A 16,818-nucleotide genomic window follows, 5' to 3' on the forward strand; every position below is an offset into this window, starting at 1 on the left:
GCCCCGGTCGTCATAGGGCGTCACGAGGATCCCCGAGATGCCCCGCAGGGCCGCATCCAGATCATGTGCCATCAGTAAATCTCCGGCTCGCCTGCCGCCTCGCCGTGCCCGCGTTCGAGGTAGTCGAAGTCGCAGCCCTTGTCGGCCTGGGTGACGTGCTTGGAGAACATGTGCCCCCAGCCGCGCTGGAACTTCGGCTCGGGCGGGGTCCAGTCGGCACGACGCCGCTCCAGCTCGGCCTCGTCGACCAGCATGTCGAGCGTGCGGTTCGGCAGGTCCAGTCGCACGATGTCGCCGGTCTTCAAGAGCGCCAAGGGGCCGCCGACGAAGCTTTCGGGCGCCACGTGCAGCACGCAGGCCCCGTAGGAGGTGCCCGACATCCTCGCGTCCGAGATCCGCAGCATGTCGCGATGCCCCTGGCGAACCAGAGCGGTCGGGATCGGCAACATGCCCCATTCCGGAAAGCCCGGCCCGCCGAGCGGCCCTGCATTGCGCAGCACCATCACGTGATCCGGCGTCACGTCGAGATCGGGGTCGTTCACCGCCGCCTTCATCTCGGGGTAGCTGTCGAAGACCAGCGCCGGACCCTCGTGGACGTGGTAGGCCGGATCGCAGGCGGCAGGCTTGATCACGGCGCCGTCGGGGCAGAGATTGCCGCGCAGCACCGCCAGCGATCCCTCGTGATAGACCGGGTTGGACAGCGGGCGGATCACATCGTCGTTGTAGACCTCGGCCCCTTCGAGGTTCTCTCCGATGGTCTTGCCGGTGACGGTGAGGCAGGAGGTCTCGAGCCGCTCTTCCATCTGCTTCATCAGGGCACGCAGGCCGCCGGCATAGAAGAAGTCCTCCATCAGGTAGTCCTTCCCGGCCGGGCGGACATTCGCGACCAGCGGCGTCGTGCGACCGAGCGCATCGAGGTCGTCGAGCGTCAGGTCCACGCCGGCGCGGCGCGCCATGGCGATCAGGTGGACGACGGCATTCGTCGAGCAGCCCGTGGCCATCGCGATGATGGCCGCGTTCCGGAACGCGGCGTCGGTCAGGATCTGGTCCGGCGTCAGGTCTTCCCAGACCATGTCGACGATGCGGCGGCCACATTCGGACGACATGCGCTGGTGCCCCGAATCGGCGGCAGGGATCGAGGAGGCGCCGGGCAGGGTCAGGCCGAGCGCGTCGGTGATCGCCGTCATCGTCGAGGCCGTGCCCATGGTCATGCAGGTGCCGACCGAGCGCGCGATGCCGCCCTGGATGCCGAGCCATTCCTCGTCACTGATATTGCCCGCACGACGCTCGTCCCAATACTTCCAGGCGTCCGACCCGGACCCGAGGATCTTGCCCGCGTAGTGCCCGCGCAGCATCGGCCCCGCCGGCAGGTAGATCATCGGCACGCCGGCGGTGATCGCCCCCATGACGAGCCCTGGGGTGGTCTTGTCGCAGCCGCCCATCAGCACGACGCCGTCTAGCGGGTGGCTGCGGATCGTCTCCTCCACTTCCATCGCGAGCATGTTGCGGTAGAGCATCGAGGTCGGCTTGGTGAAGCTCTCGTCCACCGACAGCGAGGGCATCTCGACCGGGAAGCCGCCGGCCATCTGCACGCCGCGCTTCACGTCCTTCACCCGCTCGGGGAAGTGGCCGTGGCACGAGTTCAGGTCGGACCACGTGTTCAGGATGCCGATGATCGGACGGCCGCGGAACTCTTCCTCGGCATAGCCCAGCTGCATCATCCGCGAGCGGTGCCCGAAACTGCGCAGGTCATCCGGGCCGAACCAGCGCGAGGAGCGAAGGGTGTCGGGGGTCTTCTTGGGTTTCGCGCTCATTCTCGTCTCCTGCCGGGCAAAATTCTCTTACATTAATGTATGCGCATCCATTGCTTGCGGTCAACCGCACCCCCTGCGCAATTTCGAATTCAGCGGCGCTTTTGGATGCTGTTGACAGAGTGCGCCGGTTGTGTTCGTTTAGCGTGTATGCGCATACATGCTGCATGACCACAACGGCCAACGCGACTGGCCAAGGGAGGAAACCATGACCATCACCCGTAGATATCTTCTTGCCGCAGCATCCGCCGCCGCGATGCTCGCGCAACCGATGATGGCTGCCGCGCAAGATCTTCCGCGCAACATCCGGCTCGTGATCGGCTCCACCTCGACAGGGGGCGACACCTACCAGAACTCGGCCATCGTGGCGGACGCGCTGAGCGAAAAGCTGGGCGTGAACATCAAGGTCGATGCCGTCGGCGCGACCGAGGCGTTCAAGGCGCTCGACCGCGACAGCCGCGGTACCACGATGATGATGTTCCACGACCAGTCGTATCTGGGGAACCTCTACGGCGTGACCGGCTACGACAACCCGTTCGAGAACTACACGGTCGGGCCGACCGTCGCGATCAACCCCGGCAACGCCTATCTCGTGCCGAAGGACAGCCCCTACCAGTCGATGGAAGACATCCTGGCGGCGGCCGAAAGCGGCGAGCGGGTGCGCGTCGCCATCCAGCCCGGCGGCGTGTCCGAGATCGGCTTCTCGGCCATGAAGAACGCGGCCCGTCTGCGCTCGCCCGGCTCGGAAGAGAACATCGTCGCCGTCAACACGGGTTCGCAATCCGACAAGAACCAGGCGATGTGGGACGATCTGGCCGACGTCATCAACGGTTCGATCCAGGCCAACGAGCAGTTCACGCAGCTGCCCGAGGACGACCAGAAAGCGATGCGCTTCGTCTGGGTGACCGCACGTCCCGAGACGCTGGAGCAGGCGCCGGCCGAAGGAATGGGCGACACGACGCGCGATCAGCTGCTGCAATACGCGGCGCCGAACTCCAGCGTGCCTGTGAACGAGGAGGGCGAGAACTTCACCTTCGACAAGGAGTTCTTCTTCCTCTTCAACCAGGAGACCCCGCAGGAATTCATCGACGCCGTGGATACCGCGCTGGCGGAGATCTACGAGGAGGGGACGATCCAGGAGCGTCAGAAGGCGGCCTTCTTCATCCCGAACTACCTGCCCACCGAAGAGGCGCAGCAGCACCTGCAGGACAAGCGGAGCACCTACGAAGAGGTGATCTCGGAGATCTCGGGCGACGCGTCCTGATCGTCTGAACCGTTCGCCCGGCCGGCTCTCCGGCCGGGCAGCTACCTTGGGGAGGGGCAAATGAACATCACCATTGACTTCGAGACGTCCCATCTGGTCTTTCCCACGGTGATCGGCGTGATCCTCGCGATACTGGGTCTCGCGATCCTCGTCCGCGACCGCCGGAGGATCGCCGCCGCCGGTAGCTATTGGCGCGAGACGCTGGGCTGGATGGACAAGAAGCGGTTCTTCGGAACGCTCGTCCTGACGCTGATCTACTTTTCGTTGATGGTCCCGGTCGGGAACTTCTGGCCGAACACCGGATACGGCTTCCTTTTCTGCTCGGTCCCCTTCGTCTTTCTGTCCGGCCTTCTCTTCATGCACGACTGGACCCTGCGCGGGATCATTCCCCTGGCGATCGTCGCTGTCGTCGGCCCGACATTCGTCTGGTGGCTGTTCACCTATCCCCTTTTCCTCACTCTGCCCTGAGGGTCCGATCAGATGTTCGAGATCATTACGCCCCTGTTCCTGTCGCTGATCGTCGGCGGCGTCTTCGTCGGCATCGTCTTCGGCGCCATCCCCGGCATGACCGCGACGATGGCCGTCGCCGTGTCGCTGCCGTTGACCTATTCCCTCGGGCTCGAGAACGGCCTTGCGCTGCTTCTGGGCCTCTATGTCGGCGGGATTTCCGGCGGGTTGGTGCCAGCGATCCTGCTCGGCATACCGGGGACGCCATCGTCGATCACGACGACTTTCGACGGGGTGCCGATGGCGCAGCGGGGCGAGGGGGAGGCAGCCCTCAGGATCGGCATCGTGTCGAGCCTTGTCGGCGGACTGATTTCGCTTCTGATCCTGTGGCTCTTTGCGCCGACGCTGGCGGATTTCGCCATCCGCTTCTCGTATGTCGAGAAATTCCTGATCATCTTCTTCGCGCTGTCGGTCATGGCGGCGCTGTCGTCGGACATGTTGCTCGGGATCTTCTCGGGGGTCCTCGGCGTCTTCGTGTCGCTGGTCGGCGTCTACGACATCTCGGACGGCGGCAACGGAGAGCTGCGCCTCGTGCCCCCCGGAACGGAATACTGGCTCGATGGGGGCTTCGCCCTGTTGCCCGTCCTCATCGGCCTCTTCGGCCTCGCAGCCATCCTGGAAGAGGCCGAGCGGGGCGTGCCCTCGGCCGCGTCATCGGACGAGATCGCGATCGGCAAATCGTCGAGCTTCTCGTTCTCGGTTTTCCGCGGGCAGACCTTGAACCTGATCCGGTCGTCCGGCATCGGCACCTTCGTGGGCATCCTGCCCGGTGTCGGCGGCTCGGCCGCCTCGATCATCAGCTATACGAACGCCAAGACGTTCTCGAAGCACCCGGAGCGCTTCGGGAAAGGCGAGCCCGCCGGCATCATGGCGTCCGAGGCCGGCAACAACGGCCTGACGGGGGGCGCGCTGGTGCCGCTCCTGTCGCTCGGCATCCCGGGCGACTCGACCACGGCGCTGCTGATCGGTGCCTTCACGTTGCAGGGCATCCAGGTGGGCCCGCTCTTCATCGGGAACAACCCGACCACGTGGAACGCGATGATCTTCGCCATGCTCATCGCAAACCTCGTGATGTTCGCGATGATGTACTTCGCGATCCGCTACTTCGCGCTGGTGGTCACGGTGCCCAAGCACATCCTCTTCCCCGTGATCCTGATGATGTGCGTGATCGGGGCATACACGATCAACTACGGCATCATGTTCGACGTCTGGACGCTTCTGATCTTCGGCGTCTTCGGATGGCTCGCGGTGAAGCTCAGGCTCGAGATCGCGCCCTTCATCATCGGGTTCATCCTGGGTCCGTCCGCAGAAGTCTATTTCGTCAAGAGCCTGGAATCGTTCGGCACCCTGTCGATCTTCTTCACCAAGAGCTGGATCGCGGTCGTCCTGTGGATCCTCATCGCCGGATCGATCGCGGGCTCGATCGCCATGTCGCGGAAGAAAGCCGGTCAGGTCGCCGATCCCTCTTGATCGTCAGTGCAATGCAGTGGTTCAAGACGCGATGCCCAATGATCGAATGAACTTCGCCCGACACCGCCGCGTCACCATGGAGGATGTGGGGCGCATGGCGGGGGTCAGCCAGGTGACCGTCAGCCGCGCGCTCAGCGACCCCTCGAAGGTCTCGCCGAAAACGCTCGAGAAGATCCGCGAGGCGATCGAGGTCACGGGATTCGTGCGCAACGCTGTCGCCGGCGCGCTTGCCTCGCGCAAGTCGCGGCTGGTGAGCGCGCTGGTGCCGTCGATCACCAACGTCGTCTATTCATCGATGATCCGGGCCCTGTCCGAACGGCTCAGGACGCACGGGTACCAGATCCTCCTGTCCGAGACAGGCTTCAGCCAGGCAGACGAGGAAGAGGCGATCCTGGCCCATCTGTCCCGCCAGCCGGACGCGATCATCCTGACCGGCATCCATCATTCCATGCAGGCCCGGCGGCGGCTGTTGGGGGCGGGCATTCCGGTGCTCGAGCTCTGGGATACGACCGACACCCCGATCGACCTCTGCGTGGGCTTCGATCACGCCGGCGCCGCCCGCGCGGCGGCCGGGTTCGCCCTTGAACGTGGTTATCGCAAGGCCGCGACCGTCACGGCATCCGACGAACGGGCCAGGCGCCGGCGCGCGGCCTTCGCAGACCGCTTCGCCGCGGGAGCCGTTCCCGACTTCGACGTGTGCGGCCCGGCCAGCATCGTCGCGGGCCGCGAGGGGCTCGCCCGGCTCCTGGACTCGCACGACCTGGCGGGTGGCATCGTCTACTGCAGCTCGGACATCATTGCGCACGGCGTTCTGATAGAGGCGCAATCCCGAGGCATCGCGGTCCCCGGAGATCTCGCGGTGATGGGGTTCGGAGACCAGGACTTCGCACGCCACCTCGAGCCGTCCCTGACGAGCGTGCGCATCGACCTCGAGCATCTGGGTCAGACAGCGGCCAACACCATACTCGACCGGATCGAGGGCCGGAACATCGCCGCACCCGTGACCGCCTTGAACTTCGAGATAATCGATCGCGCTTCGGTTTGAACCCGGCCAACGGAGCGCGCAGACCTTGATCGATGGGTCAAGCTCGTTGCGCGTGGGCTCGGCGCCGCAATATGTCTGCAAATGAGCCGGCACGCGGCTCGCCCGGATCGCCCGGTCTTCCTGAACCTGATCTGCACGAGATGGACGGCGCGCACACGGACCCCGGCGTCCCGGGGCGGGAACCCGAAGCGCTCGAACCTCGCGCGGATCGCAACCAGCCGCCGTTCGCACGCCGCGTTGACGGCATCCGACCGGTGCGCCCAACCTCGAAGCGTGAAATCGAGCTGCGGCTCGAACAGGTCCGGGTCGTGGAAGGCCATGACGAGGTTCAGGACAGTTTGGGTGAACGTCTCGGAATAGGCGCTGCGACATGTGTGATCATTTGTGTCATCCCTCGGTGCAGGACGCCCGGGAGGTGCACCATGTCGAACGACCCTCTTCTCCAGCCCTACGACCTGAAGCATCTGCGGCTGAAGAACCGGCTGATGATCACCAGCCATGAACCCGCCTACCCGGAGGACGGCATGCCGAAGGAACGCTACCGCGCCTATCATGCCGAGCGTGCCCGGGCCGGAGTGGCGTTGACGATGACTGCCGGATCGGCCTCGGTTGCACGCGACAGCCCGCCGGTCTTCAACAATATCCTTGCGTGGAAGGACGAGGTGGTCGGCTGGATGAAGCAGCTGACGGACGAGTGCCACGACCACGACTGCGCGGTGATGATCCAGCTTACCCACCTCGGGCGCCGCACCCGGTGGGACAAGGCGGACTGGCTGCCCGTCGTCTCGTCGAGCCACGAGCGCGAGGCCTCGCACAAGGCGTTCCCCAAGAAGGCCGAGGAGTGGGACATCCGCCGGATCGTCGGGGACTACGCCGATGCGGCGGAACGAATGAAGGTGGCAGGGCTCGACGGGATCGAGATTCAGGCCTACGGCCACCTGCTCGACCAGTTCTGGTCGCCTGCCACGAACGACCTCGACGGCACCTACGGGGGCAGCCTCGAGAACCGGATGCGGCTCTCGATGGAGGTGCTGGCGGCGATCCGCGAGCGGGTAGGGGAGGGTTTCCTGGTGGGCATCCGCTACGTGGCCGACGAGGATATGGCCGGCGGCATCACGAAGGAGGACGGGATCGAGATCTCGCAACGACTGAAGGCGAGCGGCCTGGTCGACTTCCTCAACGTGATCCGCGGGCATATCGACACCGATGCGGGGCTGACCGACGTGATCCCGGTGCAGGGCATGCCGTCGAACCCGCATCTCGACTTCGCCGGCGAGATCCGGGCCGCGACCAAGTTTCCCACGTTCCACGCCGCCAAGATCCAGGACGTGGCGACGGCGCGCCACGCCATCGCATCGGGCAAGCTCGACATGGTGGGAATGACCCGCGCGCACATGGCCGACCCGCACATCGTCGCCAAGATCCTGCGCGGCGAAGAGGCGCGCATCCGGCCCTGCGTCGGCGCGAACTATTGCCTCGACCGCATCTACCAGGGTGGCATGGCGCTCTGCCTGCACAACCCGGCCACCGGCCGCGAGCTGGAGCAACCGCACGTGGTGCCAAGGGCCGAGGTGCGCCGTCGTGTCGTCATCATCGGCGCCGGGCCCGCTGGGCTCGAGGCGGCGCGGGTCTCTGCGGAGCGCGGCCACGAGGTGATCGTGCACGAGGCGGCCAGCGATCCGGGCGGGCAGGTGCGGCTGACGGCCCGGACGCCCCGCCGGGCCGAGATGATCCAACTGATCCAGTGGCGGTTCGAGGAGTGCACCCGCATGGGCGTCACCTTCCGCTTCAACAGCTTTGCCGATGCCGGAACCGTGCTCGACGAGGCCCCGGACGTCGTCATCGTCGCCACCGGCGGGCTGCCACACACCGACGTGCTGATCGAGGGCAACCCGTTGGTCGTGTCGGCCTGGGACATCCTCTCGGGTGATGTCGCGCCGGGTGAGAACGTCCTCATCTACGACGATGCCGGTGACTACGCCGGTCTTCAGGCGGCCGAAAGGATCGCCGCGACAGGGGCGAAGGTCGAGATCGTGACCCGCGACCGCACCGTCGCATCCGAGGTGATGGCCATGTCGCTGACCCCGTCCATGCGCGAGCTTCAGCAGCGGGACGTGACCTTCACAGTGACCTGGAAGCTCGACGCGGTACGCAAGGACGGCAACGCTCTGCTCGCGACCCTCGGCAGCGACTATGGCGGCGTCACCCGGGAGCGACGCGTCGACCAGGTGGTGGTCAACCACGGCACGAGGCCGCTCGACCAAGTCTATTTCGACCTGCGCGACGGCTCAGCAAACCTGGGCGAGGTGGATTACGAGGCGCTGGTCGAAGGTCGCCCTCAGGAGGTGGTGCGCAACTTGGAGGGCACCTACCGGCTGTTCCGGATCGGCGATGCGGTCGCGGCGCGCAACACTCATGCGGCGATCTACGACGCATTGCGGCTGTGCAAGGTTCTTTGAGAGGTGATGGACGAAGACGATCTGAGCCGACGGGCGATCCTGGAAAGGCTTTGCCGGGAACGAGAGCTTCCTGTGGGCGCGCGGACCGATTGCGCAACCAGCGGTCGCGAAACATCTCGGGCTTCTGAAGGCCGCAGCACGAATTACAGCGCCAGGTGCCAGGCTTTGGCGCAGTTGCGTGACTGGACGGATGAAATGACCGGCTTCTGGGGGGTGACGACCTCGGAGATCCTCTGAAACGGACGGACGCATGACTGGAATTGACGCCGTGGAAAATGGACGCTCACCCCAACCGCGAAGGGCACCCGTCTGCGCATGGAGCGCGCGGGGTTCAAGGCGGACCAGAAACAGGCCTATGGTGGCGCGAAAGCGGGGTTGGGCGATGTTCTTCGACAAGCTGGAAAAGGTGCTGGACCTGCGACCCCGAGCCATCGCGGAACGCGCAGGACCTGCTCACAAGAGGGTGCCGACAATGACCGATGACGAAAAACCGAAGCTTCTGTCGAGCGGCAATCCCCAGATCCCGAAAGGTGACGGTGACGGACCGGTTCAGGCATACATCGCAGCAATGCCCGGCTGGAAAAGTGATGTCGGTCGCCGGATCGACGCGTTGGTCGAGCGCGCGTTTCCGGAGGTCAGGAAGGCGGTCAAGTGGAACACCCCCTTGTATGGCAAGGACGATGGGTGGTTCTTTTCGATGTATTGCTACAAGCGATACGTCCAGCTGACCTTCATGCGCGGAACGTCGCTATCGCCCGTCCCGCCCAAGAGCTCCAAGATCGAGGGCACCCGCTATCTCGACATCCATCAAGAGGATGAACTGGATGAAGCCTTGATCGAGGATTGGGTGAAACAGGCCTGCCGGCTGCCGGGTGTGTCCCTGTAGCGGTCGCGCCGTGAGAAACATCCGCATGATCGATGCCCGACCGACCAGTGCTAGCGCCCGCTTCGAGCCAATGGGTGCGGCCTTGGCAGGTTGAAAAGGGCGGTGAAGGTTCGACGCAGTTCCGGGTCTCCGATGACACGCACGCTGACTGCGTCGGGCTCCGCTTCCCCATAGAAGACGGCCGCGAGGGGCGGCGCCGACGGGGCCTCGAAGTGCAGATCGGGAGCTTCCGTCTCGCCGCGCTCCACCGGCATCGCGCCGTTCGCGAGCCGAGCGGTGAACTGCGCCGTGCCGATGGAGAAGACGACCGCGATCTCCATATCCCGCGCCGCCTCGGCATCCATCATCGTTCGCAGCGACAGCATGAACGAGGCGGGCGACAATGGCAGCGTGGGGTCGTGCAATGGCGAGGCGGCGGCCCAGCGGCCGAGTTCCCGGATGATCGGCTCGGCTTCGTGGCCCCACTCGGTCAGGCCATAGAGCTGCGCCGGCGTGGGTTCGGGCGCGGTCGTCCGGATGATCACTCCGCTGGCCTCGAGGCCGGATAGACGTTCGGTCAGCACCTTGGCGCTGATCCCCGGAAGGTTCGCGCGAATGTCGCTGAAGCGCTTTGGCCCGAACATCAGTTCCCGCACGATCAGCAGCGACCAGCGCTCGCCCAGAAGCTCCAGGCCGAAGGCGGTTCCGCATGCATCCTGGTACCAACGTCCGTGGGGGCCTGCCTCAGGCATAGTTACTTTTAGTGACTTCATAGTTGCTTTTTATAACGGTCCTCTCGTAGCTTGTCCATATCGACGGCGCGACTCGGAAGGCAACGCGATGTCACAGATGATCTTCATCAACCTGCCGGTGGCTGACCTCGACCGGTCGAGGGCGTTCTACGAGGCGGTCGGCTTCGTCGGGGATGCCAGGTTCACCAATCAATTCGCCGCCTGCATGGTCCTGTCGGACGAGATCCGGGTGATGCTGCTGACCCATGGCTTCTGGTCGGCCTTCACCGACCGCCGCAGGCTCGATCCCGCGGCCGAGGCGCAGGTTCTGCTCTGTATCAGCCGCGCGGACATGGCGTCGGTGGACGCCATGATCAAAGCCGCGGCGGCTGCGGGCGGCACGGCCGATCCTTGCCCGCCGCAGGACAACGGCTTCATGTATGGGCGCAGCTTTGGCGATCCCGACGGCCACATCTGGGAGCCCATGTGGATGAGCGCCGATGCGGCCGAGATGGGACCGGCGGAGATGGCCGATGCCGATTGACCCGAACGCACCGATCACGATCACCGCCTACGACTGGGTGCCGGACTTCGCCAAGGGGCAGGTCCGCGACCTGCGCGTCCGCTGGGCGCTGGAAGAGGTCGGAAGGGACTACGCTGTTCGCCTCCTTCCCCAGGGCCGGCAGAAGGACGCCGCGCATCGCACGCTCCAGCCATTCGGCCAGGTACCGACCTACGAGGAGGGCGACCTGACGCTCTTCGAAAGCGGCGCCATCGTCTGGTACATCGCAGAGCGGTTCCCCGGCCTCATGCCCGAGGATGCGGCGGGGCGGGCGAGGTCGCTCGAATGGCTCTTCGCCGCGCTGAACACCGTGGAGCCACCGATCACGGACCGGGCCACGGCGACACTCTTCGAGGCGGGGGAGCCGTGGTCGGCGCCCCGCCTGCCGGGGATCGACGCGCGGATCACCGAGCGGTTGCAGGAAGCGTCCGACAGGCTCGGCAGCGCCGCCTGGTTTGCCGGCAGCTTCAGCCCGGGCGACCTGATGATGGTCAGCGTCCTGCGGATCATCGAGGGCGAGGGTCTCGTCGAGGCCTTCCCCAACCTGGTCGATTACATCGCCCGGGGCACCGAACGCCCAGCCTTTCAGCGGGCGCTGACCGCGCAGATGGCCGGGTTCACCGGCAATCCGCCGCCCGGCTTCGAGACGCGGATGGCGGAACGGCAAGCACGGCAGAGAGAGATGACATGAGCTACGGGGCCGGACTCCTGGGCTCCATTCCGAACAAGGCTTGTGCCGAATGGGCACGCGCGGCCTCGCCTATCACGAAGGACTACCTCTTTCGGGACCATCGGCAGGGCAGGCGGCTTGCCAGACGTAACACCGCTCAAGCGCTCCGGAAAGGAGATTGACATGCCTGGCCGTCCCACCCTGGAACCCCGCAAGATCCTGCTGGCCGCCATCGCGCTCTGCGGCGTCTTGGCGCTTCCCACATCAGCGCAGGAGACTGGCGCTCGCGCCATGTCCGGCGATCTCGACATCTATTACGAAGTCCACGGTGACCTCGGCTCGGGCGACGTGCCCTTTCTGGTCCTGCATGGCGGCATGGGCTCGATCCATGGCGACTTCGGCGATCTGCTTCCGATACTGGCGAAACAACGCCCGGTGATCGGTGTCGAGCAACAGGGACATGGACGTACCGGCGGGCGCGCGACCCCGGTTTCGCTGGAGGCGATGCGCGCCGACACGCTCGCGGTGCTCGATGCGCTCGAGGTCGAACGCGTGCATGTCGTGGGCTTCTCCATGGGCGGTATGCTGGCACTCGACCTCGGCGTCGCCGCGCCGGACCGGCTCGAAACGCTCACTGCGATCTCGGTCAGCCAGAACGTCGATGGCATGCACCCCGCCATCGCCGAGATGAACCGCAACCCCGGGAGCCCGCCGTCGCCCGAGGTCCTGGAACTGATGCCGACCGAAGAGGATTTCGGAAAGATACAGGCGGGCTTCGCCGCGAACCCGGACGGCCCGGAACAGTTCCAGCGCACGTTTGCGCAGTTGCAGGCCTTCATGGTCAGCGATTGGGGATGGACCGACGAAGAACTCGCGTCGATCGAAGTCCCGTCCCTGATCGTGCTGGGTGACGCCGACTTCACGACGGTGGACCACGCCGCGCACATGTCGAAGCTGATCGGGGCGCAACTTGCCGTCCTGCCGGATACCACGCATCTGTCGATCATGCGACGCGCCCGATGGTTGGCGCCCCTGATCGAGAACCGGATCGCGACGGCAGGCGACTGACCGGAGGCCGCGTCGTCGAAAGACGCGGCGGCGGACCTTCCCTCGCCCGGCCGAGATGCGAGCTGCCTATCCCTGTCTTTCTTGAAGGCCGAGCAGTTCTGTGACAGACGTTGGTCAAGCGAGAACAGAGACAGATGGCACGATCGACTATCCATGATGTGGCGCGCGTCGCCGGGGTCAGCCTTTCGACCGTCGATCGCGTTCTGAACGGCCGGCACTCCGTCCGCCGCGCAACGAGAGAGCGGGTCGAGGATGCGATGCGCTCGCTCGACTATGTTCGGAACGCCGCGGCGGCCAACCTGTCCCGAGGCCGCAGCTTTCGGTTCCTGTTCCTGCTTCCGAGCGGCGCCAACAGCTTCATGCGCTTGCTCGAGAAGGAAGTCGTCGCGTATTCCGGCATGCTCGCCGCCGAAGGCGTCGAGGTCGTGGTGCGGATCGTCCCCCCGTTCGACGAAGGCGCCCTGCGCCAGGAGCTGATGGTCATCCAGCCGGACCAGTTCGACGGCGTCGCGTTCGTCGCAGTCGATTCACCGGGGGTGCGCGAGGCGGTGCGCCTGTTGCGGGAGAGGAAGCTGCCGGTGGTGACGCTGGTCTCGGATCTCCCCTCGGATCTGCGCGCGCATTTCATCGGGATCAACAATATCTGGGCCGGACGAACGGCGGCGGGGCTGCTGGGCCGGTTCTGTGGCGGTGCATCCGGACGGATCGCCGTCGTGGCGGGTTCGATGGTCGTGCAGGATCATGCCGAGCGATACCTCGGCTTTCAGCAGGTCCTCGGTGCAGATTTCCCGAGCCTGAAGGCCTTGCCGCCGATCGAGGCGCTCGACGATGCCAGCACGGCCGAGCGGCTCTTGACCCAGCTTCTGTCGACTGCGCCCGACATCGTGGGAGTCTACAGCATCGGTGCCGGCAACCGCGGGGTTGTCGCCGCGCTGGAACGCCTCGATACCTTGCCGCCGATCGTCGTGCACGAACTGACCGAGCATTCCCGGGGCTGGCTGCTTTCCGGCAAGATCGACGCCGTCATCCGTCAGGATCCGGCGCGCGAGGCGCGCTCGGCCGTTCGAACGCTCGTCGCTCTTTCGAACGGCAAGCCGTTTCACAAGGACGAGAACTGCGTCGGGATCGAGATCTTTCTGCGCGACAACCTTCCATAGACGCCGGGTTGCGCGCGGTGTTTTCTGGTCGCAAGCAACGAAGTCCGGAACCCCCTTTCATCTGCAATGAAATGAGGTACGTTAGTCAAGGATCGGGCACCTAGTGAATCGCCCGTCATGGGAGGAGAAATCATGAAGCTTTATGCAACCACCGCGCTTGCCCTGGCCCTTGGTACCGGGGCCGCTCAGGCCCAGCAGACGGAGGTCAACATCCTCCGCGTGCAGCCGGGCGACGATGAGCAGGTCTTCTATTCGGAAGTCGAGCGGGCCTACGAGGCCGAGCATCCCGACGTGGACGTCGTCTTCGAGTACATCGCGAACGAAGCCTACAAGTCGAAGCTTCCCACCCTGTTGCAGTCGGACGCCCGGCCCGACCTGTTCTACTCCTGGGGGGGCGAGACGCTTCGCGAACAGGCCGAAGCCGGGTTCCTGCGCCCCATCGGCGATGTCGTGTCCGAGGATGTCCTGTCGGGCTTCCCGCAAGCGGCGCTCGAGGCCTACACGGTGGATGGATCGCTCTACGGTCTGCCGCTCTACGCGACCGAGGTGATCTTCTGGGTCAACACCGAACTGACCGAACAGGCTGGCGTGGATCACGAATCCATCGAGACGTGGGACGACTTCCTGCAGGCCGTGCAGACGCTGAAGGACGCTGGCGTCACGCCGATCATCGCCGGCGGGCAGGACAAGTGGCCGCTGCATTTCTACTGGAGCTACCTCGCCCTGCGCGAAGGCGGGCCCGACGTCGTGACCTCTGCCATGGAAGGCGGCGAGATGAGCTTCGAAAGCGAAGCCTTCGTTGCCGCGGGCGAGGATCTGGTCGAGCTGGCCGAGATGGACCCGTTTCAACCTGGCGTCATGGGCACGACCTACGAGACCGCTTCGGGCATGTTCGCCGATGGCGAAGGCGCTTTCCACCTGATGGGCGACTGGGATTACTTGCCGATGCGCGGCCGTGCCACGGACGGAGAGGGGCTGTCGGACGAGCAACTCGCCATCATGGCGTTCCCGACCATCTCGGACCCGGTGACCGAGGGCGGCGCGAACGCGACGCTCGGCGGCATCAACGGATGGGCGGTCACGGCAGACGCTTCCGAGGCTGCGGTGGACTTCCTGACCTTCATGCTGAACCGCGAGAACCAGGAGACGATCGCCGAGCGGGGGATCTTCATTCCCATCGTCAAGGGCGCGGACCAGGCGCTGCAGAACGCCTTCTTCCAGCGTGTGGCCACGGACATCTCGGAATCCGACTACCACCAGATCTTCCTCGACCAGTTCCTGGGGGCATCCGTGGGTGCGACCGTGAACGACGTCTCGGCGGACCTGGTTGCCGGCGCGACGACGCCGGAGGAAGCCGCGGCCCGCGTGCAAGAGGCCTGGGACTTCCGCTGATCTGAACCCGGCGCGCCCCGTCAGGGGCGCGCCACGACCCCGGGAGGGCCCGACCAAATGTCCGATACCCCCGTGCCGCCGGATCGCCGGCCGGCATTCTCAGACCGTATGCGTCGCGCCGCGAGCAACGGCCGGCTGACCGCCGGGCTGATCCTGCTGCCGCCCGCGCTGATCCTCTTCACGCTCTTCGTGATCCTGCCGCTGGGCGAGTCGGGGATGTACGCCTTCTACGACTGGAACGGCTACGGCACGCCCGAGGATTTCGTGGGGCTGCGGAACTTCGAGCAGATGTTCGGCCACTCGGTCTTTTCGGTCGCCGTGGGCAACACGGTGAAGATCGTCGTCGTCTCGCTGCTGGTGCAGATGCCGCTGGCGCTGCTTTTGGCGCTGCTGATCTTTCGTCAGACCCCGACGAACGCGGTCTTCCGGCTGATCTTCTTCGTCCCCTACATCATGGCCGAAGTCGCCGCCGGCCTGATCTGGAGCTTCGTCTTCGACGGCAATTACGGCGTGACGGCGTCCATTGCCACGTCCCTCGGGGTGGAACGCTTCTTCATTCTCGCCGACCGCGAACTGGCCTTCTACGCGGTGATGACCGTGATCGTCTGGAAGTATTTCGGCTTCCACATGATGATCTACATCGCGGCGCTTCAGGGCGTGCCCGAGGACCACATCGAGGCCGCCAAGATCGAGGGCGCAAGCCGCACCCAGATCGTTCGCTACGTCCAGGTGCCGCATATCAAGCCGGCCATCGCGGTCAGCGCCTTCTTCGCCATCATCGGCGCGCTTCAGGTCTTCGACGTTATCATCCCGCTGACCAATGGCGGACCGAGCAACCAGACGCAGACCATCGTCACCTATCTCTACGAGTTCGGGCTGACCCGCCTGCGCATCGGTTTCGGCAGCGCCGTGGGCGTGGTGCTCTTCATCGTCGCGGTCCTCGTGGCGGTGTTCTACCAGCGCATCTTCATGAAGAAAGGCACGGCATGATCCGTCCAAACGTCTGGCGCAACGTCGCGCGGCTGGCGCTTCTTCTGGTGGTGGCGAGCTTCGTTCTCGCGCCGCTCTGGGCCACGGTGATGGGCGGCTTCAAGACGAATGCCGAGATCCGCACCTCGGCCTTCGGAATGCCCGACGCGTGGAACTTCGAATTCTACGGCGCCATCGTCACTGACCCGACCTTCTGGCGGTACCTCGGCAATTCGATGCTGATTTCGTCGGCCGCAGTGGTGCTGACGCTGATCGTGGGATCGGCCGCGGCCTACGTCTTCGCGCAGATCCGTTTCTTCGGGTCGGATTTCCTGTTCTCGTACCTGCTCTTGGGACTGATGTTCCCCTTCGCCACCGCGATCCTGCCGCTGTTCATCAAGATCCGCGACATGGGGCTGCTCGACACCTACTGGGCGGTGATCCTGCCGCAGACGGCGTTCGGACTGAGCCTTGCGATCCTCCTGTTCCGCACATTCTTCGCGCAGCTCCCGAAGGAGCTGTTCGAGGCCGCCTATATCGACGGCTGCGGCTACGTCCGGTTCTTCATCATGTTCACGCTGCCGCTTTCGACCCCGATCCTGGCGACCGTCGGCGTCTTCGTCTTCGTGCAAAGCTGGAACAACTTCCTGCTGCCCCTTGTGGTGCTGAACTCGCGCGAGGTGTTCACCTGGCCGCTGGGGATGATGCAGTACCGGGGCGAATACGTGACCCAGTGGAACCAGACGCTCGCATTCGTGACGCTGTCGCTGGTCCCGGCCGTCATCTTCTTCCTTGCCGCCCAGAAATACATCGTCGCCGGCCTGACTGGCGGCGCCGTGAAAGGCTGA

The 16,818-nt window shown here is 65.1% G+C and carries 16 protein-coding genes; 14 read left to right on the forward strand and 2 right to left on the reverse strand.

The window, feature by feature from the left end; translation table 11 throughout:
* Positions 1-71: 71 nt before the first annotated feature.
* Positions 72-1,814 carry an L-arabinonate dehydratase gene (gene araD, locus PAM7066_RS16960; protein WP_085855412.1) on the reverse strand — a complete coding sequence of 581 codons (1,743 nt, stop codon included), beginning with the start codon at positions 1,812-1,814 and terminating at the stop codon, positions 72-74.
* A gap of 205 nt (positions 1,815-2,019) precedes the next feature.
* On the opposite strand from araD, the gene PAM7066_RS16965 reads away from it, so the two are divergent.
* The 7 genes from PAM7066_RS16965 (at position 2,020) to PAM7066_RS19420 (ending at position 9,442) form a co-directional block, all read left to right on the forward strand.
* Positions 2,020-3,075: a type 2 periplasmic-binding domain-containing protein gene (locus tag PAM7066_RS16965; protein ID WP_085855413.1), complete on the forward strand. Its 1,056-nt coding sequence runs from the start codon at positions 2,020-2,022 to the stop codon at positions 3,073-3,075.
* Between the two features lie 60 nt (positions 3,076-3,135).
* The gene (locus PAM7066_RS16970; RefSeq protein ID WP_085855414.1) at positions 3,136-3,543 is read left to right on the forward strand and encodes a tripartite tricarboxylate transporter TctB family protein; all 408 of its coding nucleotides are present in this window, start codon (positions 3,136-3,138) and stop codon (positions 3,541-3,543) included.
* A gap of 12 nt (positions 3,544-3,555) precedes the next feature.
* A complete protein-coding gene (locus tag PAM7066_RS16975; RefSeq protein ID WP_085855415.1) occupies positions 3,556-5,052 on the forward strand; it encodes a tripartite tricarboxylate transporter permease in 1,497 nt (498 codons plus the stop codon).
* 46 nt (positions 5,053-5,098) lie between these two features.
* Complete coding sequence (locus PAM7066_RS16980) at positions 5,099-6,097, forward strand: LacI family DNA-binding transcriptional regulator (protein ID WP_245749744.1); 999 nt, start codon at positions 5,099-5,101, stop codon at positions 6,095-6,097.
* A gap of 422 nt (positions 6,098-6,519) precedes the next feature.
* Positions 6,520-8,556, forward strand: a complete 2,037-nt coding sequence (locus PAM7066_RS16985) for an NADH:flavin oxidoreductase (protein WP_085855416.1) — start codon at positions 6,520-6,522, stop codon at positions 8,554-8,556.
* 6 nt (positions 8,557-8,562) lie between these two features.
* Positions 8,563-8,793: a hypothetical protein gene (locus PAM7066_RS16990; protein WP_217639995.1), complete on the forward strand. Its 231-nt coding sequence runs from the start codon at positions 8,563-8,565 to the stop codon at positions 8,791-8,793.
* Between the two features lie 145 nt (positions 8,794-8,938).
* On the forward strand, positions 8,939-9,442 hold the full coding sequence (locus PAM7066_RS19420; protein WP_085855457.1) for a DUF1801 domain-containing protein: 504 nt from the start codon (positions 8,939-8,941) through the stop codon (positions 9,440-9,442).
* A gap of 50 nt (positions 9,443-9,492) precedes the next feature.
* On the opposite strand, the gene PAM7066_RS17000 is transcribed toward PAM7066_RS19420, so the two are convergent.
* Entirely contained in the window at positions 9,493-10,173 is a 681-nt protein-coding gene (locus tag PAM7066_RS17000) for a winged helix-turn-helix transcriptional regulator (RefSeq protein WP_175484712.1), read from the reverse strand.
* Between the two features lie 88 nt (positions 10,174-10,261).
* Between PAM7066_RS17000 and PAM7066_RS17005 the strand changes: the two genes are divergently transcribed.
* From PAM7066_RS17005 to PAM7066_RS17035, 7 genes are all read left to right on the forward strand, one after another.
* A complete protein-coding gene (locus PAM7066_RS17005; RefSeq protein WP_085855418.1) occupies positions 10,262-10,696 on the forward strand; it encodes a VOC family protein in 435 nt (144 codons plus the stop codon).
* Positions 10,686-11,405, forward strand: coding sequence for a glutathione S-transferase family protein (locus tag PAM7066_RS17010; RefSeq protein ID WP_085855419.1), 720 nt, complete (start codon positions 10,686-10,688; stop codon positions 11,403-11,405). Before PAM7066_RS17005 ends, PAM7066_RS17010 begins: the two co-directional genes overlap by 11 nt.
* 162 nt (positions 11,406-11,567) lie before the next feature.
* Positions 11,568-12,452 carry an alpha/beta fold hydrolase gene (locus PAM7066_RS17015; protein WP_085855420.1) on the forward strand — a complete coding sequence of 295 codons (885 nt, stop codon included), beginning with the start codon at positions 11,568-11,570 and terminating at the stop codon, positions 12,450-12,452.
* Positions 12,453-12,586: 134 nt separating this feature from the next.
* A complete protein-coding gene (locus PAM7066_RS17020) occupies positions 12,587-13,609 on the forward strand; it encodes a LacI family DNA-binding transcriptional regulator (protein WP_085855421.1) in 1,023 nt (340 codons plus the stop codon).
* A 132-nt stretch (positions 13,610-13,741) separates the two neighbouring features.
* Positions 13,742-15,001 carry an ABC transporter substrate-binding protein gene (locus PAM7066_RS17025; RefSeq protein WP_217639996.1) on the forward strand — a complete coding sequence of 420 codons (1,260 nt, stop codon included), beginning with the start codon at positions 13,742-13,744 and terminating at the stop codon, positions 14,999-15,001.
* A 57-nt stretch (positions 15,002-15,058) separates the two neighbouring features.
* Positions 15,059-15,991: a carbohydrate ABC transporter permease gene (locus tag PAM7066_RS17030; protein WP_085855423.1), complete on the forward strand. Its 933-nt coding sequence runs from the start codon at positions 15,059-15,061 to the stop codon at positions 15,989-15,991.
* On the forward strand, positions 15,988-16,818 hold the full coding sequence (locus tag PAM7066_RS17035) for a carbohydrate ABC transporter permease (RefSeq protein WP_085855424.1): 831 nt from the start codon (positions 15,988-15,990) through the stop codon (positions 16,816-16,818). The genes PAM7066_RS17030 and PAM7066_RS17035 overlap by 4 nt, the downstream gene beginning before the upstream one ends.

The sequence above is a fragment of the Palleronia marisminoris genome (genome assembly GCF_900172315.1).
Lineage (GTDB): Bacteria > Pseudomonadota > Alphaproteobacteria > Rhodobacterales > Rhodobacteraceae > Palleronia > Palleronia marisminoris.